This is a genomic window from Mycobacterium sp. SMC-8, assembly GCF_025263565.1.
Lineage (GTDB): Bacteria > Actinomycetota > Actinomycetes > Mycobacteriales > Mycobacteriaceae > Mycobacterium.
This window is the reverse complement of record NZ_CP079865.1, coordinates 1,160,661-1,181,527: the sequence shown is the minus strand read 5'-3', so window position 1 is coordinate 1,181,527 and position 20,867 is coordinate 1,160,661. Positions and strand designations below refer to the sequence as shown.

At 69.3% G+C, this 20,867-nt stretch carries 16 protein-coding genes; 14 read left to right on the top strand and 2 right to left on the bottom strand.

What is annotated here, in order from left to right; translation table 11 throughout:
- Positions 1–160 precede the first annotated feature (160 nt).
- The 4 genes from KXD97_RS05815 (at position 161) to KXD97_RS05800 (ending at position 5,318) form a co-directional block, all read left to right on the top strand.
- Positions 161–946 (top strand): 1-acyl-sn-glycerol-3-phosphate acyltransferase, encoded by a 786-nt coding sequence (locus KXD97_RS05815; protein ID WP_260755821.1) that lies wholly within the window; start codon positions 161–163, stop codon positions 944–946.
- 4 nt (positions 947–950) lie between these two features.
- A complete protein-coding gene (locus tag KXD97_RS05810) occupies positions 951–1,700 on the top strand; it encodes a 1-acyl-sn-glycerol-3-phosphate acyltransferase (protein ID WP_260755820.1) in 750 nt (249 codons plus the stop codon).
- Positions 1,697–2,509, top strand: coding sequence for an HAD family hydrolase (locus KXD97_RS05805; protein WP_260755819.1), 813 nt, complete (start codon positions 1,697–1,699; stop codon positions 2,507–2,509). Before KXD97_RS05810 ends, KXD97_RS05805 begins: the two co-directional genes overlap by 4 nt.
- 70 nt (positions 2,510–2,579) lie before the next feature.
- Complete coding sequence (locus KXD97_RS05800) at positions 2,580–5,318, top strand: LuxR family transcriptional regulator (RefSeq protein ID WP_260757853.1); 2,739 nt, start codon at positions 2,580–2,582, stop codon at positions 5,316–5,318.
- 9 nt (positions 5,319–5,327) lie between these two features.
- Here KXD97_RS05800 and KXD97_RS05795 read toward each other — a convergent pair whose 3' ends face one another.
- A complete protein-coding gene (locus KXD97_RS05795) occupies positions 5,328–6,956 on the bottom strand; it encodes an N-acetylmuramoyl-L-alanine amidase (RefSeq protein WP_260755818.1) in 1,629 nt (542 codons plus the stop codon).
- Positions 6,957–7,075: 119 nt separating this feature from the next.
- Positions 7,076–8,044 carry a hypothetical protein gene (locus KXD97_RS05790; RefSeq protein ID WP_260755817.1) on the bottom strand — a complete coding sequence of 323 codons (969 nt, stop codon included), beginning with the start codon at positions 8,042–8,044 and terminating at the stop codon, positions 7,076–7,078.
- Positions 8,045–8,216: 172 nt separating this feature from the next.
- On the opposite strand from KXD97_RS05790, the gene glf reads away from it, so the two are divergent.
- From glf to fadD32, 10 genes are all read left to right on the top strand, one after another.
- Positions 8,217–9,458, top strand: coding sequence for a UDP-galactopyranose mutase (glf, locus tag KXD97_RS05785; RefSeq protein WP_260755816.1), 1,242 nt, complete (start codon positions 8,217–8,219; stop codon positions 9,456–9,458).
- Entirely contained in the window at positions 9,455–11,392 is a 1,938-nt protein-coding gene (locus KXD97_RS05780; RefSeq protein ID WP_260755815.1) for a glycosyltransferase, read from the top strand. The genes glf and KXD97_RS05780 overlap by 4 nt, the downstream gene beginning before the upstream one ends.
- Positions 11,385–11,927, top strand: coding sequence for a phosphatase PAP2 family protein (locus KXD97_RS05775; protein WP_260755814.1), 543 nt, complete (start codon positions 11,385–11,387; stop codon positions 11,925–11,927). The genes KXD97_RS05780 and KXD97_RS05775 overlap by 8 nt, the downstream gene beginning before the upstream one ends.
- On the top strand, positions 11,924–12,871 hold the full coding sequence (locus tag KXD97_RS05770) for a decaprenyl-phosphate phosphoribosyltransferase (RefSeq protein ID WP_260755813.1): 948 nt from the start codon (positions 11,924–11,926) through the stop codon (positions 12,869–12,871). Before KXD97_RS05775 ends, KXD97_RS05770 begins: the two co-directional genes overlap by 4 nt.
- On the top strand, positions 12,849–14,840 hold the full coding sequence (gene zomB / locus KXD97_RS05765; protein WP_396884692.1) for a flagellar motor control protein ZomB: 1,992 nt from the start codon (positions 12,849–12,851) through the stop codon (positions 14,838–14,840). The genes KXD97_RS05770 and zomB overlap by 23 nt, the downstream gene beginning before the upstream one ends.
- Positions 14,841–15,086: 246 nt before the next feature.
- A complete protein-coding gene (locus tag KXD97_RS05760; RefSeq protein ID WP_260755812.1) occupies positions 15,087–16,127 on the top strand; it encodes an esterase family protein in 1,041 nt (346 codons plus the stop codon).
- Positions 16,128–16,273: 146 nt separating this feature from the next.
- The gene (locus tag KXD97_RS05755) at positions 16,274–17,161 is read left to right on the top strand and encodes an alpha/beta hydrolase-fold protein (protein ID WP_260755811.1); all 888 of its coding nucleotides are present in this window, start codon (positions 16,274–16,276) and stop codon (positions 17,159–17,161) included.
- Positions 17,162–17,230: 69 nt separating this feature from the next.
- Positions 17,231–17,686 (top strand): DUF732 domain-containing protein, encoded by a 456-nt coding sequence (locus KXD97_RS05750; RefSeq protein WP_260757851.1) that lies wholly within the window; start codon positions 17,231–17,233, stop codon positions 17,684–17,686.
- Between the two features lie 47 nt (positions 17,687–17,733).
- Entirely contained in the window at positions 17,734–18,753 is a 1,020-nt protein-coding gene (locus KXD97_RS05745) for a cutinase family protein (RefSeq protein WP_260755810.1), read from the top strand.
- Between the two features lie 177 nt (positions 18,754–18,930).
- A complete protein-coding gene (gene fadD32, locus KXD97_RS05740) occupies positions 18,931–20,826 on the top strand; it encodes a long-chain-fatty-acid--AMP ligase FadD32 (RefSeq protein WP_260755809.1) in 1,896 nt (631 codons plus the stop codon).
- Positions 20,827–20,867 lie beyond the last annotated feature (41 nt).

Sequence of the window (20,867 nt, the reverse complement as noted above, 5' to 3'; positions counted from 1 at the left end):
CCTTCTGCACCCGGATCGGGTGCTGTTGGTCCGCCCTGCAGCTTAGCCGGGTGAGAGGGGCTCGTCGTTCCAGTGAGGCCCCGGACGCGGTTCGGTGGGGCACTCACGGCCTGGATGTCCCTCGTGTGTCGCGGATTGGCAGCGCACTACGCTGGCGGCTGTGGAACCGGTATACGGCACTGTCATCCAGCTCGCGCGCCTGGCCTGGCGGGTCCAGGGCCTGAAATTCACGGTGACCGGGGTGGAGAACCTGCCGAAGACCGGCGGCGCGGTGATCGCGATCAACCACACCAGCTACTTCGACTTCACCTTTGCCGGCCTGCCGGCCTACCGGCAGGGCCTCGGGCGCAAGGTGCGGTTCATGGCGAAGAAAGAAGTCTTCGACCACAAGGTCACCGGCCCGATCATGCGCAGCCTGCGTCATATCGAGGTCGACCGCGACAGCGGCGCCGCATCGTTCGAGGAGGCCTGCCGCAAGCTGCGGGAGGGCGAGTTCGTCGGGGTCTATCCCGAGGCGACGATCAGCCGCAGCTTCGAGATCAAAGCCTTCAAGTCGGGCGCGGCGCGGATGGCGATCGCGGCGGAGGTGCCGATCGTGCCGCACATCGTGTGGGGCGCTCAGCGCATCTGGACCAAGGGGCAGCCGAAGAACCTGTGGCGGCCGAAGGTGCCGATCTCCATCGCGGTCGGCAAGCCGATCGAGCCCACGCTGCCCGCGGCCGAGCTGACCACGGTGCTGCACTCACGGATGCAGCACCTGCTCGAGCAGGTGCAGGACGCCTACGGGCCGCACCCGGCGGGCGAGTTCTGGGTGCCGCACCGGTTGGGTGGCGGGGCGCCGACGCTGGCCGAGGCCAACCGGATGGATGCCGAGGAGGCGGCGGCCAAGGCCGCCAAGCGCGGCGCACCGGGGCTGGACACCGGAACCGCCGAGACGCCGGGGTAGGCCGATGGAACCGGTCTTCCGCACCCTGGAGATCACGGCACACCTGGCGGTCAGAGCCACCGGCACACGGATCACCTTTCGCGGGGAGGACAACTTGCCCGCCGTCGGGGGCGCCGTGGTGGCCATCAACCACACCGGGTACGTCGACTGGCTGCCGGCTGCGCTGGCGGCCAGCAGGCGCAAGCGGCGGATGCGGTTCATGATCAAGGCCGAGATGCAGGACGTGCGGATCATCGCGTGGCTCATCCGCCACACCGGGACCATCCCGGTGGATCGCCGCGCCGGTTCGGGTGCCTACGCCGCCGCGGTCCAGGCGCTTCGCGGCGGTGAGCTGGTCGGGGTGTATCCCGAGGCGACCATCAGCCGCAGCTTCGAACTCAAGGAGTTCAAGTCCGGCGCGGTGCGCATGGCCAGGGAGGCGCAGGTGCCGATCGTGCCGCTGATCGTCTGGGGCGCCCACCGGATGTGGACCAAGGATCATCCGAGGGCGTTGGGACGCAACAAGATTCCGGTCACCGTCGCGGTTGGTGAACCGATCCGGCCGGACGGCGGCGATGCCGCCGGTCTGGACCGGGAACTGCGCGCGAAGATGACCGATCTGCTGCACGAGGCGCAGAAAGGCTACCCGCGACCCAGCGGTGCGTTCTGGGTGCCGCGCCGGCTGGGCGGCGGAGCGCCGACGCCGCAGGAAGCCAGACGTCTGGAGGAGGCCGAGTTGGCGGAGCGGGCGCGTAGACGGGCCGAAAACCGGTGAAGCCGTTGCTGATCGCCACCGACGTGGACGGCACACTGCTCGACGACGACGAGAACGTCAGTCCGAGAACCCGTTCGGTGGTGCGTGCCGTGGTCGACGGCGGCGCACAGTTCGTGCTCGCGACGGGCCGGCCGCCGCGGTGGGTGCCGCCGATCGTGGACCAACTCGGGTTCGCCCCGATGGCGGTGTGCGCCAACGGCGCGGTGATCTACGACCCGGCGACCGATCGGATCGTCTCGGCGCGGACGTTGGCCACCGACGCGCTGGCCCGGCTCGCCGAGATCGCCACCCGGATCATCCCGGGCGCCGGGCTGGCGGTGGAGCGGGTAGGGAACAGCGCGCACGACGCCGCCACTCCGCAGTTCGTCAGCTCGCCGGGATACGAGCACGCCTGGCTGAACCCGGACAACACCGAGGTCTCGATCGAGGATCTGCTGAGCGCACCGGCGGTCAAGCTGTTGATCCGCAAGGCCGGGGCGCGCAGCGCCGACATGGCCGCCGCGCTGGCCCCGCACATCGGGGTCGAGGGCGACATCACCTACTCCACGAACAACGGGCTCATCGAGGTGATGCCACTGGGCATCAGCAAGGCCGCGGGTATCGAGGAACTGGCCCGGCCTCAGGGGATCGACGCGGCCGACGTGGTGACCTTCGGCGACATGCCCAACGACGTGCCCATGCTGGACTGGGCCGGGCTCGGCGTCGCGATGGGCAACGCTCACCCCGACGCCGTCGCGGCCGCGGACGAGGTGACCGCCACCAACGCGGAGGACGGCGTCGCCCGCGTCCTCGAGCGGTGGTGGCTGTAGTCGATAGACCACAGGGATCTTGCAGGACACTCTCACCTTCCGGTAAGTGCCCGGGTTTGCTCCTGGCATGATGTCCGGTGTGGGGGGTGGGTATGGCCCCGCGGCGTCGACCGCCGTGGGGTATTTCCTCGCAGCAGCCCGCAGGCAGCCGGTCGGGATGCTGATCGAGGGTGAGGCGGGCATCGGTAAGACCACGCTGTGGGCCGGAGCGCTCGCGCGCGCCGCCGAGGCCGGATTCGTGGTGCTCTCGGCGCGCACCGGCGAGGCCGAGAGTGGGCTGGCGCACGCCGCCGTCGCCGATCTGTTGAGCACCGTCGACCAGGACGTGCTGGCGGCGCTGCCCGGCATGCAGCGGCTGGCCGCCGACCGTGTCCTGCTGCGCAAGAACACCTCCGGCCGGCAGACCGACGAAAGGGTCACCGCCGCAGCACTGTTGAGCACCGTGCAGATTCTGGGGGCGCAGGCCCCGGTGCTGATCGCCGTGGACGACGTGCAGTGGCTCGACCCGTCCAGTCGCGCGGTGCTGGCGTTCGTGGCCCGCAGGCTCAGAGGACCCGCCGGTGTCGTCGTCACCGAACGGACCGGCGCGCAGGTCGGGGAGCCTGCCGCCTCCTGGCTGCAGGTCGGCACCGGTGCGCTGACCCGGGTGCAGGTCACGCCGATGAGCCTGGGCGCGCTGCACGCCATGCTGTCGGCTCGCCTGGGGCGCAGGTTCTCACGACCTGCGATCGTGCGGATCGCCGAGGTGTCGGGCGGCAACCCGCTCTACGCGCTCGAGCTGGCACGGGTGATGGACGGCGAGTCGTGGGGGCCGGCGGTGCGGTTGCCCGCGACGTTGGCAGAGCTGGTCCGGTTGCGGGTGGACCGACTCGACCTGCAGGTGCGCGACATGCTGCTGGCCGCCGCGTCGGCGACCGCACCGACGGTGGACCTGATCGCCGAAGCCGTTGAGCGCAGCGCAGATCAGGTGACCACGATGCTGGAAGCCGCGGAGGTCTCCGGCGTTGTCGTCATCGAGGGCAACCGGGTCCGCTTCACCCACCCGCTGCTGGCCAGTGGCATCTACGACAGCGCGCCGCCGGCCCGGCGGCGCGAGCTGCATCGTCGACTGGCCGACCTCAAGCAGCACCCCGAACTGCGCGCGCGGCACCTGGCGATGTCGGCCACCGTCGCCGACGACGCCACGCTGGCGGCGCTCGACGCGGCGGCCGACTCGGCGCGTCACCGTGGGGCGCCCGCGGCAGCCGCCGAGTTCATGGAACTGGCGATCCGGCTCGGCGGCGACAGCGTGTCCCGGCGGATCCGTGCGGCCGAACACCACTACGCCGCCGGCGACATGCCGCGGGCAGCCACCCTGCTCGACGGCGTGATCGGCGAACTGGGCTCAGGCGTGCTGCGCGCGATCGCGCTGAATCTGCTTGCCGGCGTGCGGATTTTCGAGGACGACTACGGCGCGGCCGTCGCCCTGCTGGAGCGCGCCTGCGTGGACGCCGAGGGTCACGACGCCGTGCACGTGTCTGCGCTGCTGATGCTGGGGTTCGCCCAAGGGATGACCGGGGCGTTCGACCGTCAGATCGCGTCGGTGGACCTGGCCGTCGAGATCGCCGAACGCACCCGGATGCCGGCGTTGACCAGCCAGGCGCTGGCAACGTCGGTGTATGTCCGGTGCCAGGCCGGGGACGGACTCGACGAAGCCGCGCTGCAGCGTGCGGTCGACCTGGAGGACGTCGACGCAGCGATCCCGGTCCCGTTCCGGGCCAGCGCGACCCGCGGCCTCACCCTGGCCATCACCGGTCGTCTCGACGAGGCCGACCGGCAGCTCACCGACATCGCCGAGCGGTGTGTGCAGCGCGGCGCCGAACACGACGTGATGGCTGTGACGGGGTACCGCACGCTGGTGGCGATCTGGCGCGGCCGATACGACGAGGCGGACCGGCATGCCGCGGACCTTCTGGAGCGAGCCCGGCAGGTCGGTGGGTCGATGGTGATCCCGACCAGCATCTGCGCGGTGGCGGCCGCCTACCGCGGCCGCGAGGCCCATGCGCGGGAACTGGCGCACAGCGCACTCGAGCGGGGCGCCGGGTACGCGGCGCTGACGGTCTGGGCGCGTGCGGCGCTGTCGTTTCTGCACGTGTCGCGCGGTGACCACTCCCGCTCGGCGGCGATGGCCGAACCGCTGATCGAGCTGTACCGGCCGTTCAGGGGGACCGAGCTGATCGGATGCTGGTTCGTGCCCGACGCCGTGGAGGCGCTGATCGCGCTCGGCCGGCACGGTGAGGCCGAGCCGATGATCGCTGCGTTCGAGCGCAACGGCGCGGCGCTGGACCGGGCGTGGCTGCTGGCTGTCGGAAACCGTTGCCGGGCAATGCTGTGCGCGGCGCAGGGTGACCTGGACGGCGCTCTTGCCGCGGTCGGGCGGGCGATGGTCCAGCACGATCGGTTGCCGATGCCGTTCGAGCGGGCCCGCACCCAGCTGGTGATGGGTGGTATCCAGCGCAGCCTGCGCCGCCGGGACACGGCGGCCGGCACGGTACGCGGCGCGCTGCGCCAGTTCGAACAGCTCGGCACGCCGCTGTGGGCCGAGCGGGCCCGCACGGAACTGGCGCGCATCGACGCCGGAGACCGCAGCGGCGCCGAGCTGACCGATTCCGAACGCCGGATCGCCGAACTCGTGGCCTCCGGCATGAGCAACAAGGAGGTCGCCGACACGCTGTACGTGAGCGTCAAGACGGTGGAGACCAACCTCACCCGGGTGTACCGGAAACTGGGGATCCGCTCCCGGTCTCAGCTCGGCACCCGGCTGACGTAGCCGGCCGGTCTAGACGGGGTTGCTCGGCGGGGTGAACCGCTCCAACTGCACCGGCTCCGAATCGCCGGTGTCGGGCGGCAATTCGACGGGAACACCGTCGATCACGCGGGTGACGGTGCCCTTCTCCCGGTCGAAGTTCAGGGTGCCGTGCTGGAAGTTCTGCACGATCCACAGCGGTTCGGCGATTTCGGCACTGGTCGGCAGGCCCAACGCGCCGCGCTCGAATCCGAGTGCGCCCCAGGCCTTGTACAGCTCTCCGGTCACGGGCTCGGCGCCGCTCTCGGGGGACCAGTACACCGCGCCGCGCTCGAAGGTCACATAGCGGGTGGCGCCTTCGCCGGACGCCTCGGGTGAGGTCGGCCGGCCGAGGAAACTGTTCATGCCGCCCAGGGATTCCCACTTGGCATGGATGGCGCCGCCACGCAGCGTCTCGGCGAGCTGCTCGGGGCCGGGAGGATCGTTGAATCGGGCTGCGATGTCGCGGATCTGGCCCATCAGAGCGTAGGCCGCGTTGCCCGGGCACTCGGTGGCGCCGACGTCGCGGTGGGTGAAGATCGCCGGCAGCGTCGGCGACGAGCCGAACGGGAACTTGGTGAACGAGCCGCCCTCGGACGGCAGCACCACCGTGCCGAGCGGATCGACCCCGGACTGGCCCAGCACCCACCCCAGAAGCCTTGCGGTGTTGCGCAATTGGATCGGTGTCGGGGGGACGACGTCGAAGTTGCCCAGCATCGCCACGCCCCACGTGTTGTGGTTGAAGCCGCCGGTATGCGCACCCTCGACGGGTCGGTTCATGCCGCCCGCACGTCCTTCGAAGACCTGGCCGTACTTGTCGACCATCGCGTTGTAGGCGATGTCGCACCAGCCCAGGGTCCGGGTGTGGTACTCGTAGATCGATCTGATGATCCCCGCCGAGTCCTGCGGGGTGTAGTCGTTACTCCCCGCAGTGTGGTGCACCACGCCGGCACGGACCCTGCTGTCGTAGCGCGGTTCGCCGCACCGCATGCCTTCGTCGGCGCCCCATTCGGCCCGGTTGATGATGCGCGGCGGCTGACCTGCGGGCGTCGCGGCGTTGGGCATCGGCACCAGGTCCGGCGGCGCCTGCGGCGGGCTGATCAACACCGCGGTGATGTTCTGCGGCAGCGGTTGCTCGACGTTGGCCGGGATGTAGCCGAGTTCGGGGCCGGCGGGTGGCTGCCCGGGCGCGGCCGGCCCGGTCGCGGGCGCGTCGGCGGGGCGGGTCACCGCGATCTGCACGGTCGTGGTGCGCCCGACGAAGATCGGGTCGGTGCCTCGGACCCCGCCCGGTGCGGGCTGGTCGGCGCCGACACCCTCGAGGGGTTCGGCGTCATACCACGGCCCCCACGAGCCGTCGTCCTTTCTGGCGCGCAACCGCACGGTCGTGCCGCCGAAGTCCTGCGAGGTCAGGGCCACCATCGAGAACGGGGTGTCCTGGTGGACTTCGCGGATCGTCTCGCCGCCTCCGAGGTCGGCCAGCGGTTGCTCGACCACCTGCGGTGCGGCCGTCGACGGGGAATCGCCGGAGTCGGGGACTCCGGCGATCGCCAACGGCAGCAGCACCACTGTCGCCGCGAGCGCGGAAAACAGTATCGAAGGTGCGGGACGCCGATACAGCACGGACTGATGTTACTTATGTGCCGTATGTTGCTTGTGTTGCGACACGCGCGCAACGGCACCGCAGAGCGCTCAGGCGCTTCTGCGGTGCCGTTCCGCGACAGGACTGCGGCCGGGCGGTGCTACGCGCCCGGTTCGATCGCGGCCTCGGCGGCCCCCAGCGGGGCGGCCTCGGCCTCGGCGCCCGCTTCACCCGCGGCCTGCGCAACCGGAGCGGCGGGCGGGGCGACCGGCGGCTTGACCGCCGACATGATCGCCGGCATCAGCACGCCCTTGAGGAGGTCGATCGCTTCCCCGGCGCCCAGGGAGTTCGCCGCGCTGGTCAGATCCCCGAGCAGTCCGCCGCTGCTGGAGGCGACCGGCTGGGTCGCGGCCAGCGACGGATCGCCGAGGATCGGGTAGGACCCGAGGGCGGGATCCAGGCCGACCGGCGCGGAGATCGGAATCTCACCGGTGGCGGGCAAGCCCGACGTCGAGATGGGCAGCGCCCCGAGCGCCGGATCGGTCAGCGCCGGCGGGGTGGACAAGCCCGGCGTCGACAGCCCCGGGGTCGCCAGGCCGGTGTCGGCCAGCGACGGCGTGGTCAGGCCGGGGGAGGCCAGTGCCGGGTCGGTCAGGCTCGGGGTGGACAGGCCGGGGTCGGCCAGCGACGGGGTGGTCAGACCCGGGGTCGCCCCGGTCGGGCTGGTCAGCGCAGGATTGGTCAGGGCCGGATTGGCCAGCCCCGGATCCGTCAACGCCGGAGCGGTCAGGCCCGGCATGGTCAGCCCGGGGGAGGCCAGGCTGGGTGTGCCCAGACCCGGTGCGTAGGTGGTCGGGGACGAGGCTCCGGTCCCGGTGAGCAGACTCGTCGGCATCGGCGGCAGGTTGATGCCGAACTGGGAGAGGCCCTGCGAGAGCGCGGAGATCAACTCGCCGGGCAGGTCGGCGATGGACGCGGCCTGGACGAACTCACGGTGCTCAGGCGCGCCGTCACCTGACGGTGGCGCGGACAATTCGGAAACGGCAAGAACTGCTACTGGACTCGCGACTGCCAGAGCCGCGACTGTGCTCATGGCTGTCGAGAGCCGGCGGCGACGTCGGTTCGGCACGGAATGTCCTCTCAAATATGAAAAAGCTCGGATCACGTACTGGGGTACGCGGTCGATGTTACTGACGTGACTGGAGTGTCTAGAGTGACGAGACTGAATCGTGAGCGAATCGCGACCTGCACGGCTCGGTCGTTTCGGGTCGGGCAGCCCCGGTCGGATACCCTTGCTGCCGATGATCTCTCCTGATCCCCGGGCCGCAGCGCGCCCGCAGGCCGACGGATTCGACCTCTTCGTCGTCGGTTCCGGCTTCTTCGGCCTCACCATCGCCGAACGGGCGGCCACGCAACTGGGCAAGCGTGTCCTCGTGATCGAACGCCGTCCGCACATCGGCGGCAACGCCTATTCGGAGGCCGAGCCGCAGACCGGCATCGAGGTCCACAAGTACGGCGCCCACCTGTTCCACACCAGCAACAAGCGGGTCTGGGACTACGTGCGCCAGTTCACGGACTTCACCAATTACCAGCACCGCGTGTTCGCCCTGCACAACGGGCAGGCCTACCAGTTCCCGATGGGCCTGGGCCTGGTCAGCCAGTTCTTCGGCAGGTACTTCACCCCCGACGAGGCCAGGGCGCTGATCGCCGAGCAGGCCGCCGAGATCCACACCGCCGACGCGCAGAACCTCGAAGAGAAGGCCATCTCGCTGATCGGCCGCCCGCTCTACGAGGCGTTCGTCAAGCACTACACGGCCAAACAGTGGCAGACCGACCCCAAGCAGCTGCCGGCGAGCAACATCACCCGGTTGCCGGTGCGCTACACGTTCGACAACCGATACTTCAACGACACCTACGAGGGCCTGCCGGTCGACGGTTACACCCGGTGGCTGGAGAACATGGCCGCCGACGAGCGCATCGAGGTGCGGCTGGACACCGACTGGTTCGATGTGCGTGACGGGCTCCGCGCCGCGAACCCGGACGCCCCGGTGGTCTACACCGGCCCGCTGGATCGTTACTTCGGCTATTCGGAGGGCCGGCTGGGGTGGCGCACGCTGGACTTCGAGGTCGAAGTGCTGCCGACCGGAGATTTCCAGGGCACCCCGGTGATGAACTACAACGACGCCGACGTGCCCTACACCCGCATCCACGAGTTCCGGCACTTCCACCCCGAGCGGTCCTATCCGACCGACAAGACGGTGATCATGCGGGAGTACTCGCGGTTCGCCGAGAACGACGACGAGCCCTACTATCCGATCAACACCGATGCCGACCGCGCGGTGCTGGCCGCCTACCGGGCGCGGGCCAGGGCGGAGACGGCGTCGTCGAAGGTTCTCTTCGGCGGCCGCCTCGGCACCTACCAATACCTGGACATGCACATGGCGATCGCCAGCGCGCTGAACATGTACGACAACACGCTCGCGCCCCACCTGCGCGACGGTGCGCCGCTGGCGGATCCCGAGACAGAAAGCAGTGGAGCATGAGTGACATCCCGTCCGGTGCGCTCGACACCGAGCAGTCACGGGCGGTCAGCCCCCTGGCCCGGATCATCCTGCCGCGGCCGGGCGAGCCGCTCGACGTCCGCAAGCTCTATATAGAGGAATCGGACACCAATGCCCGGCGTGCGCACGCACCGACCCGCACCACACTGGAGATCGGCGCCGAATCCGAGGTGTCCTTCGCCACCTACTTCAACGCGTTCCCGGCCAGCTACTGGCGGCGGTGGTCGATTCTGGAGTCCGTGGTGCTGCGGGTGGAGCTCACCGGCAGCGCCCGTGTCGACGTCTACCGGTCCAAGGCGACCGGCGCCCGGATCACCGTCGGCGGCGCCCCGATCGCCGGCCCCGAGGACGGACCGCCCGCGGTGCTCGAGTTCGAGATCGAGCTCACCCCGTTCGAGGACGGCGGCTGGATCTGGTTCGACATCACCACCGACGCCAAGTCCACGCTGCACCACGCGGCCTGGTACGCGCCGATCGACGCCCCCGGGCGCGCCAACGTCGCGGTCGGCATCCCGACGTTCAACCGACCCGCCGACTGCGTCAACGCGCTGGCCGCGCTGACCTCCGATCCGCGTGTCGACGAGGTGATCGGCGCGGTCATCGTGTCCGACCAGGGCACCAGCAAGGCCAAGGACCACCCGGGCTTCGCGGAGGCGGCCGCCGCGCTCGGCGACCGGCTGGCGATCCACAACCAGCCCAACCTCGGCGGCTCCGGCGGCTACAGCCGGGTGATGTACGAAGCGCTGAAGAACACCGACTGTGAGCAGATCCTGTTCATGGACGACGACATTCGCATCGAACCGGACTCCATCCTGCGCGCGCTCGCGCTGAACCGGTTCGCCAAGCGGCCCACACTCGTCGGCGGTCAGATGCTCAATCTGCAGGAGCCGTCGCACCTGCACGTCATGGGCGAGATGGTCGACTCAGCGAACTTCATGTGGACCAACGCGGTCAACACCGAGTACGACCACAACTTCGCGAAGTACCCGCTCAGCGACGAGGAGAGCGAGCGCAGCCGGCTGCTGCACCGCCGCATCGACGTCGACTACAACGGCTGGTGGATGTGCATGATCCCGCGGCAGGTCGCCGAGGAACTCGGCCAGCCGCTGCCGCTGTTCATCAAGTGGGACGACGCCGACTACGGGCTGCGCGCCGGGGAGCACGGTTACCCCACGGTGACGCTTCCCGGGGCGGCGATCTGGCACATGGCGTGGAGCGACAAGGACGACGCGATCGACTGGCAGGCGTACTTCCACCTGCGTAACCGGTTGGTGGTCGCCGCGCTGCACTGGGACGGCAACATCCGTGGCCTGCTGACCAGCCACCTCAAGGCGACGCTCAAACACCTTCTGTGCCTTGAATATTCGACGGTCGCCATCCAGAACAAGGCGATGGACGATTTCCTGGCCGGCCCGGAGAACCTGTTCGCGATCCTGGAGTCCGCGCTGCCCGACGTGCGCAAGATGCGCCAGCAGTTCCCCGACGCGGTGGTGCTGCCGAGCGCGACGGTGCTGCCGACACCGTCGGACACGAAGTGGCGCAAGAAGGTGCAGATCCCGGTCGGGCCGGCGGCGATCTCGCTGCGGCTCACGCGCGGGGTGCTGCACCAGCTCAAGGCGCACGACCCCGAGCATCACCGCCGCCCGCAGATCAACGTCGCCACCCAGGACGCCCGCTGGTTCTCGCTGTGCAAGGTCGACGGTGTCACCGTCACCACCGCCGACGGGCGCGGTGTGGTCTACCGGCAGCGTGACCGCGAGAAGATGTTCGAGCTTCTACGGGAGTCGTTGAAGCGGCAGGCGCTGCTGGCCCGCAAGTTCCACCGGATGCGCAAGGCCTACCGCGCCGCGCTGCCCACGCTGACGAGTAAGCAGAAGTGGGAGAGCGTGCTGCTCAACGAGTTCGGTGATGACTGACGCTGCGCGCGGCGAAGACGCCGTGCTGGTCGCCGTTCAGCATGCGCTGGCCGAACGGCCCGGAGTGCTTCCCGCGGCGCGCGGGCTGTCGCATTTCGGCGAGCACAGCCTGGGCTGGATCGGCATCGCCGCGCTCGGCGCGCTGCTGTCCCCGCGCCGGCGCCGGGACTACCTCGCCGCGGCGGCCGGGGCCTTCGCGGCGCACGCCGCGGCCGTCGTGATCAAGCGGGTGGTGCGCCGGCAGCGGCCGCACCACCCGGCGATCGCGGTCAACGTCGGGACCCCGAGCCGGCTGAGCTTCCCGTCCGCGCATGCCACGTCGACGACCGCGGCGGCCGTCCTGCTCGCGCGCCCGACAGGGCTGCCGCTGCCGGCTGTGCTGGTACCGCCGATGGCGCTGTCGCGACTGGTGGTCGGCGTGCACTATCCCAGTGACGTGCTCACCGGGGTGGCGGTCGGGGCGGTCGTCGGAAAAGCAGTCGGCAAGCTGGCGGACACGGTCGCCGACCGGGAGCGTAGGAGGGCACCGCGATGAGCACGTCCGAGGTGGGCCAGGAGACCGGTCCGACCCAGGGTCCGCCGCGGAACTTCGCCGCCGGCGTCGTCAAGGCGCTCCGCCCGCGCCAGTGGGTCAAGAACGTGCTGGTGTTCGCGGCGCCGGTGGCTGCGCTGGCCGATGCCAGCTTCGTCGACCGGCTGCGCGAGGACCCGCTGTCGGTGCTGCTGCCCGTCGTGATCGCGTTCGTGGTCTTCAGCCTGGCGGCCTCCAGCGTGTACCTGGTCAACGACGCTCGAGATGTCGAGGCCGACCGCGCCCACCCGACCAAGCGGTTCCGGCCCATCGCCGCCGGGGTGGTCCCCGAGACGTTCGCCTACGTGCTCGCCGCGATCCTCGCCGCGATCTCGCTGGTGGTCTCGTGGCTGGTCACCCCGAACCTCGCGCTGGTGATGGCGGTGTACATCACCGTCCAGCTGGCCTACTGTTTCGGTCTCAAACACCAGCCCGTCATCGACATCTGCATCGTGTCGTCGGGCTTCTTGATCCGCGCCATCGCGGGCGGTGTCGCCGCCGATGTGCCACTGTCCCAGTGGTTCCTGCTGACCATGGCATTCGGGTCGCTGTTCATGGCGGCCGGAAAGCGGTACGCGGAACTGCAACTGGCCGAGCGCACCGGCGCCAAGATCCGCAAGTCGCTGGAGAGCTACACCAGTTCGTACCTGCGGTTCGTGTGGACCCTGTCGGCCACCGCGCTCGTGCTGTGTTACGGCCTGTGGTCCTTCGAGCGTGACGCGACCGGAGGCACCTCCTGGTTCGTGGTCTCCATGGTCCCGTTCACGATCGCCATCTTGCGCTATGCCGTCGACGTCGACGGCGGCCTTGCCGGTGAGCCCGAGGAGATCGCCCTGAAGGACCGGGTGCTCCAGCTGCTGGCGCTGGCGTGGATTGGAACCGTCGGTGCCGCAGTCATCCTCAGTTGAGACGCTGATCGTCCCGGCGGCCGTCCGCCGGCCCGCGATCCCGTCCGATCTGCCGCTGCGGGTGAGCCTGTGGCTCTCGGTCACGCTGGTCGCCGTCCTGTTCGGCTGGGGCGCATGGCAGCGCCGCTGGATCGCCGACGACGGCCTGATCGTGTTGCGCACGGTCCGGAACCTGTTGGCCGGCAACGGCCCCGTGTTCAACGCCGGGGAGCGCGTGGAGGCCAACACGTCCACGGTGTGGTCTTACCTGATGTACCTCGGCGGCCTGGTGGCCGGCCCTGCCCGCCTTGAGTATGTGGCGCTGGTGCTGGCTCTGCTGCTCAGTGTGCTGGGGGCGGTGTTCGTGATACTGGGCACCGCCAGGCTGTACCGGCCGACGCTCAAGGGACGCCGGGCGATCCTGCTGCCGGCCGGGATCCTGGTCTACATCGCGGTGCCGCCGGCGCGCGACTTCGCGACCTCCGGACTCGAGAACGGGCTGGTGCTGGCCTATCTCGGGTTGCTGTGGTGGATGATGGTGGTCTGGGCGCAGGCACTGCGCGGGACGCGCGAGCGCCGGCCGGAGCGCAAGACGGCCACCTCGCGCCCGTTCGACCTGGCGCTGGCGTTCCTGGCCGGCCTGTCGGTGCTGGTGCGTCCAGAGCTCGCCCTGATCGGTGGGCTCGCCCTGCTCATGATGCTGATCGCCGCCAAGGACTGGCGCGCGCGGGGGCTGATCATCGTCGCGGGCGGCCTGCTTCCGGTGTCCTACCAGATCTTCCGGATGGGCTACTACGGCCTGATCTTTCCCGGCACCGCACTGGCCAAGGACGCTTCGGGTGCCAAGTGGCAGCAGGGGTTCGTCTATCTGGCGAACTTCAACCAGCCCTACCTGTTGTGGGCGCCGGCGGTGCTGCTGATCGGTCTGGCGATCATGGTGATGCTGCTGTGCGGAAGGCGGCCCGGGGCCGACAGGCGTGCCCCCGCCGATTCCGGCTGGGTGGCGCGCATGGTGCAGAGCCCTTCGGCGGTGGTGCTTTTCATGCTTGTGAGCGGACTGCTGCAGGGCATCTACTGGATCCGCCAGGGCGGCGACTTCATGCACGGCCGGGTGTTGCTGACGCCGCTGTTCTGTCTTTTGGCTCCGGTTGCGGTGATCCCGCTGATGCTTCCCGACAGCCGCCGGATGGCCAGGGGCGCAAGCTATCTGTACGCGGGCGCTACCGCTGTGCTGTGGGTGGCGGTCGCCGGATGGTCACTGTGGGCGGCTCACAGCCCGGGGATGGGCGCCGACGCCACCCGGGTCACCTACACCGGCATCGTCGACGAACGCCGGTTCTACTCGCAGGCCACCGGGAATGCCCATCCACTGACCGCGGCGGATTATCTGGACTACCCGCGGATGCGCGCGGTGCTCACCGCGATCCGGAACACCCCCGACGGCGCCCTGTGGTTGCCGTCGGGCAACTACGACATGTGGGACGTGGTGCCGGCCTACCCGCCGCCGCCCGACGCGCCGCCGGATTACCGCGGTCCGCAGACGGTGTTCTTCACCAATCTCGGGATGCTCGGCATGAACGTGGGCCTCGACGTGCGGGTGATCGACCAGATCGGCCTGGCGAATCCTCTTGCGGCGCATACCGCGCGGATCGAGGACGGTCGAATCGGCCACGACAAAAACCTGTTTCCCGACTGGGCGGTCGCCGAAGGGCCGTTCCTCAAAGAACCTCCATACATCCCGGCCTATCTGGACGAGGACTGGATCCGCCAGGCCGAGGCGGCGTTGAAGTGTCCGGAGACCGAGGCCGTGCTGAACGCGATCCGGGCGCCGATGAGTCCGAGGCGATTTCTGTCCAATCTGATGCATGCGGTGGAGTACACGAGGTACCGCATCGACCGGGTGCCGCGCTATGAGTTGCAGCGGTGCGGGCTGCCGGTGCCGGAGCCGGTGAATCCGCCCTATACCGGGCTGCCTGCGACCGGACCGTAGCGATTTGTTGGCGGCGAGGGGTTTCTGCTTACGTAACGCTTTAGGTAACGCTGAAGCCATGTCGGTCAGATAAGGCATGTGAAGGGGTCCGTGAGGGCCTCACACCGCCGCAGCGCCCGCGCTCGCGGAAAGAGAGATCACCACAAAGGTGTGGTTGACTACACGGGCAAAGTGGCCGGTTTCTACGACCGTCCGTTCCGGACGGGCGGCCCGTTGCTGCTTACGACAGATGGGAAATAGACAAGCATGAAGCTCGTTGGGAAGCTGCGCGAGGTAGGTCGCCGGCTCACGGTGGCTGCGCTCGCGGCGATTGTGCTGCCCGGCCTGATCAGCGCGGTGGGTGGGTCGGCGACCGCCGGTGCGTTTTCGCGCCCCGGTCTGCCGGTGGAGTACCTGATGGTGCCGTCCGCCGGGATGGGGCGCGACATCAAGATCCAGTTCCAGAGCGGAGGCCCGAACGCCCCCGGCGTGTACCTGCTGGACGGTCTGCGCGCCCAGGATGATTTCAACGGCTGGGACATCAACACCGCCGCGTTCGAGTGGTACGTCGACTCCGGCCTGGCGGTGATCATGCCCGTCGGCGGTCAGTCCAGCTTCTACAGCGACTGGTACAAGCCCGCCTGCGGCAAGGCCGGCTGCAGCACCTACAAGTGGGAGACGTTCCTCACCCAGGAGCTGCCCGCCTACCTGGCGGCGAACAAGGGTGTGAACCCCAACCGCAACGCCGCGGTCGGGCTGTCGATGGCCGGTTCGGCGGCGCTGACGCTGGCGATCCACTACCCCCAGCAGTTCCAGTACGCGAGCTCGCTGTCGGGCTTCCTGAACCTGTCCGAGGGCTGGTGGCCGATGCTGGTCGGCATCTCGATGGGCGACGCCGGCGGCTACAAGGCCGAGGACATGTGGGGTCCCTCCAGTGACCCGGCCTGGAAGCGCAACGACCCGATGGTCAACATGTCCAAGCTGGTGGCCAACAACACCCGCATCTGGATCTTCTGCGGCAACGGCAAGCCGTCGGAGCTCGATGCCGGCGCCACCTCGGGCAACCTGTTCAACGCCAAGTTCCTCGAGGGCTTCACGTTGCGCACCAACAAGACGTTCCAGGAGGAGTACATCGCCGCGGGCGGTAAGAACGGCGTGTTCAACTTCCCGTCCAGCGGTACCCACAGCTGGGGGTACTGGGGTCAACAGCTGCAGCAGATGAAGCCCGACATCCAGCGGGTGCTCGGCGCTGTGCCGCAGCCCTCGGCCCCGGCCGAGCCGGTCGCCGAGCCGGTCTCGGGCGGCTAGCAACTTCACGCATGCGACGGCGGTGATCCTCGAAAGAGGGTCACCGCCGTCGGTCGTATTGGGCACCGGCGGTCGCCGGTGATGTGATTCACTACTGCGGAGCAGGGGCGGGATCCGGCGGCGGCGCGCGAAAGATGAGGTGGCAGATGCACGCGGTGTTTCGAGCGATCGGGGCGGCAGTGCTGGCCGCGGCGGCGATCTTCGGGGGCGTGAGCGCACCGGCCGCCAACGCCCAGGGCGTCGAGATGCTCATGGTGCCGTCGGCGGCGATGGGCCGGGCGATTCCGGTCGCGTTCCAGGGCGGCGGACCGCACGCGGTGGTGCTGCTCGACGCGTTCAACGCCGCCCCCGACGTCAGCAACTGGGTCACCGCGGGCAACGCGATGAACACGCTGTCCGGTACGGGCCTCTCGGTCGCCGCGCCGGCCGGCGGGGCGTGGAGCATGTACACCAACTGGGAGCAGGACGGCAGCAAGCAGTGGGAGACCTTCCTCGCCGACGAGCTGCCGAACTGGCTCGCGGCGAACAAGGGTCTGGCCCCGAACGGGCACGCGATCGTCGGCGCCGCCCAGGGCGGGACCGGAGCCATGACGATGGCCGCGTTCCACCCGGACCGCTACCGTTTCGCAGGGTCCCTGTCGGGTTTCCTGACGCCGTCGGCGACCGCGCTCAACGGCGCCATCACCGCGGGCCTCGCGCGGTTCGGTGGGGTGGACACCCGCAACATGTGGGGATTGCCACAGCTCGGGCGCTGGAAGTGGCACGACCCGGACGTGCACGTGCAGCTGCTGGTGAACAACAACACCCGGCTGTGGGTCTACAGCCCGGCGACGACGACCTGCACCGACGTGCCCGCGATGATCGGGTACTGCGACCAGGCCCAGGGCAGCAATCGCACGTTCTACCAGCACTATCGGGCTGTCGGCGGCGGCAACGGCCACTTCGACTTCCCGACCTCGGGCAATCACGACTGGGGTTCGTGGAGCGCCCAGCTGGCCGCCATGTCCGGCGAACTCGTCGCGACGGTTCGCTGACCATAAGTCGTCTTCGAGCCCGGTACCTTGGGAGTCGTGCAACACGGTTCACGCGCGGCGAAGGCGGGAATGGCCGGGCTGTCCGCCCTGCTCGCACTGCCGATCGCGTGCCTGACCGGGTGTTCGCTGGACAGCGGCATGATCGCCGGTATGGGATCGGAGATCGAGACGGCGCCGCCGCACGGCCGGTCGACCGCCGCGCCGCCCGGCCCCGGTGATCACGCCGCCGCCTCCAATGCGCTCGTCGTCACCCCGCGCCAGCGTGAGTACCTGGACGCGCTGCACGGCGCCGGGGTGACCCCGTCCAGCGATCTGTCCGCGCTGAGCATCGGGACGTACGTGTGCCAGGCCCGCGCGGCCCGGCAGGACGAGCAGGCGGTCTGGGACTTCGTCGCCCCACTGGTGCGCAACGACGTCGATGACGCCGAGGATGCCGTCAACGCGCACCCGCAGACGCCGGCGGCGCACGACGTCGACACCACCACCGCCGACTACATTCGGATCGCCACCGAGCGACTGTGCTGAGCACCAGCCCGCCCCGCGCACTCACGGACCACAGGAGCACCTGACGCATGGCCAAGACCAACCGGTCGACCAACCAGCGAAAACGCCACCGCCTGCTGGCGATGTTCGCCGCCGCAGCGGTGGGCCTCGTCGTGGTGCTGATCATCGCGATCGTGATCGTGGTGCTGCGCAGGCCGGACACACCGCCCACCGCGGTTCCGCCGACCGCGGTGCCCCCGACGGCGGCGCCGCCCACGTCGAAGCCGCGCCCGGAGTTCCAGGACGCCAGCTGCCCGGACGTGCAACTCATCTCGATCCCGGGCACCTGGGAGTCGTCGGTACAGCTCGACCCGTTCAACCCCGTGCAGTTCCCGGCCGCGCTGCTGCTGAACGTGACCAACCCGATCCGGGGCCAGTTCGGTGGCGACCGCCTCGAAGTGTTCACCGTCCCCTACACCGCGCAGTTCCACAATCCGCTGTCGGCGGACCGGCAGATGTCCTACAACGACAGCCGCGCCGAGGGCACCCGCGCCGCGGTCCAGGCGATGACGGACATGAACAACCGGTGCCCGCTGACCAGCTACGTGCTGGTCGGGTTCTCGCAGGGCGCCGTCATCGCCGGTGACATCGCCTCCGACATCGGCAACGGCCGCGGTCCGGTGGACCAGGACCTGGTGCTCGGGGTGACGCTGATCGCCGACGGCCGTCGCCAGCCCGGCGTCGGCCAGGACGTCGGCCCCAACCCGCCCGGCCAGGGCGCGGAGATCACGCTGCACGAGGTGCCCACGCTGTCAGCTCTGGGGCTGACGATGAGCGGCCCGCGCCCCGGCGGCTTCGGGGCGCTCAACGACCGGACCAACGAGATCTGCGCGCGCGGCGACCTGATCTGCGCGGCCCCGGAATCGGCGTTCAACATCACCGCGCTGCCCAAGACGCTGGAGGTGCTCTCCGGCGGCGCGGGACAGCCGGTGCACGCGATGTACGCCACCCCGCAGTTCTGGAACCTCGACGGCCGGCCGGCGACCGAATGGACGCTGGACTGGGCGCAGAATCTGGTGAACAACGCCCCGCAGCCGAAACATGGCTGACCTGTGACCTGATCGATTCTCATCGAATTTGGCCAGGGCCACGCAGGTCGCCTAGCATTATCTGAGTTTAAGGAAAATCTAAGAGCGGATGCTGGCGGCTGATGGGTGGGCAGCCCCCTTCCCGGTAGGATGCACGGGGTTTTTCGGGACAGAGAGCCCGCTTGATTGGAGTAACGAATGGCCTTCCACAACCCGTTCATCAAGGACGGATTGATCAAATTCCCCGACAGCGGGAGCCTGGTCAAACACGTCGAGCGATGGGCGAAGGTGCGTGGCGACAAGCTGGCCTACCGCTTCCTCGACTTCTCCACCGAACGCGACGGGGTGGCCCGCGACCTGAACTGGGCCGACTTCGGTGCCCGCAACCGCGCGGTCGGCGCCCGGCTGCAGCAGGTCACCCAGCCCGGCGACCGTGTCGCGATCCTGTGCCCGCAGAACCTGGAGTACCTGGTGGCGTTCTTCGGCACCCTGTACTCCGGCCGCATCGCGGTGCCGCTGTTCGACCCCAACGAGCCCGGACACGTCGGCCGCCTGCATGCCGTCCTCGATGACTGCACCCCGTCGGCGATCCTGACCACGACGGCCGCCGCCGAAGGGGTGCGCAAGTTCTTCCGCACCCGCCCGGCCAACCAACGCCCGCGCGTGATCGCCGTCGACGCGGTGCCCACCGAGGTCGGCGCCACCTGGGAACCGATCGACGTCCAGCACGACACCATCGCCTACCTGCAGTACACCTCAGGTTCCACCCGCATCCCCACCGGTGTGCAGATCACCCATCTCAACCTCGCCACCAACGTCGTGCAGGTCATCGAGGCGCTCGACGGCCAGGAGGGTGACCGCGGCGTCTCGTGGTTGCCGTTCTTCCACGACATGGGCCTGATCACGGTGCTGCTGTCGCCGATGCTCGGCCACAACATCACGTTCATGACCCCGGCGGCGTTCGTGCGCCGGCCCGGACGATGGATCCGCGAGATGGCGCGTAAGCCGGGAGACACCGGCGGCACGATCTCGGTGGCCCCCAACTTCGCCTTCGACCACGCCGCCGCGCGCGGCGTGCCCAAGGACAACGAGGAGGCCGAGCCGCTCGACCTGTCCAACATCAAGTGCATTCTCAACGGCAGCGAGCCCATCTCGGCGGCGACCGTGCACAGGTTCAACGAGGCGTTCAGCCCCTTCGGCTTCAAGCCGGAGGCGATCAAGCCGTCCTATGGCCTGGCCGAGGCCACGCTGTTCGTGTCGACCACCCCGATGCACGCCGAGCCCCGGATCATCCATGTCGACCGCGACGAGCTCAACAGGCACCGCTTCGTCGAGGTGCCCGTCGATTCGCCGAAGGCGGTCGCCCAGGCCGGCGCCGGAAAGATCGGTGTCGCCGAGTGGGCCGTGATCGTGGACGCGGAGTCGGCCTCCGAGCTGCCCGACGGCCAGATCGGCGAGGTGTGGATCAGCGGCCAGAACATGGGCACCGGTTACTGGAACAAGCCCGAGGAGAGCGTCGCGACGTTCCAGAACACGCTCAAGTCGCGCACCACTCCGACGCACGCCGAGGGCGCGGCCGACGACGCCACCTGGGTGCGCACCGGTGACCTCGGTGCCTACCACGACGGTGAGCTGTACATCACCGGCCGCACCAAGGACCTGGTGATCATCGACGGCCGCAACCACTACCCGCAGGACCTGGAGTACTCCGCGCAGGAGGCCACCAAGGCGCTGCGGACCGGTTTCGTCGCGGCGTTCTCGGTGCCGGCCAACCAGCTGCCCGACGAGGTGTTCGAGGACACGCACGCCGGACTCAAGCGCGATCCCGACGACACCTCCGAACAGCTGGTGATCGTCGGCGAGCGCGCTCCGGGGGCGCACAAGCTCGACATGGGACCCATCGCCGACGACATCCGCGCCGCGATCGCCGTCCGGCACGGGGTGACCGTGCGCGACGTGCTGCTGACCCCGGCCGGTGCCATCCCGCGCACCTCGAGCGGCAAGATCGGCCGCCGCGCGTGCCGGTCTGCCTACCTCGACGGCAGCCTGCGCAGCGGCAAGGTGGCCAACGCGTTCCCGGACGAATCGGACTGACGCTCAAATATTTTCGGCGGCCGTGCCGGTCGCAACGCAAT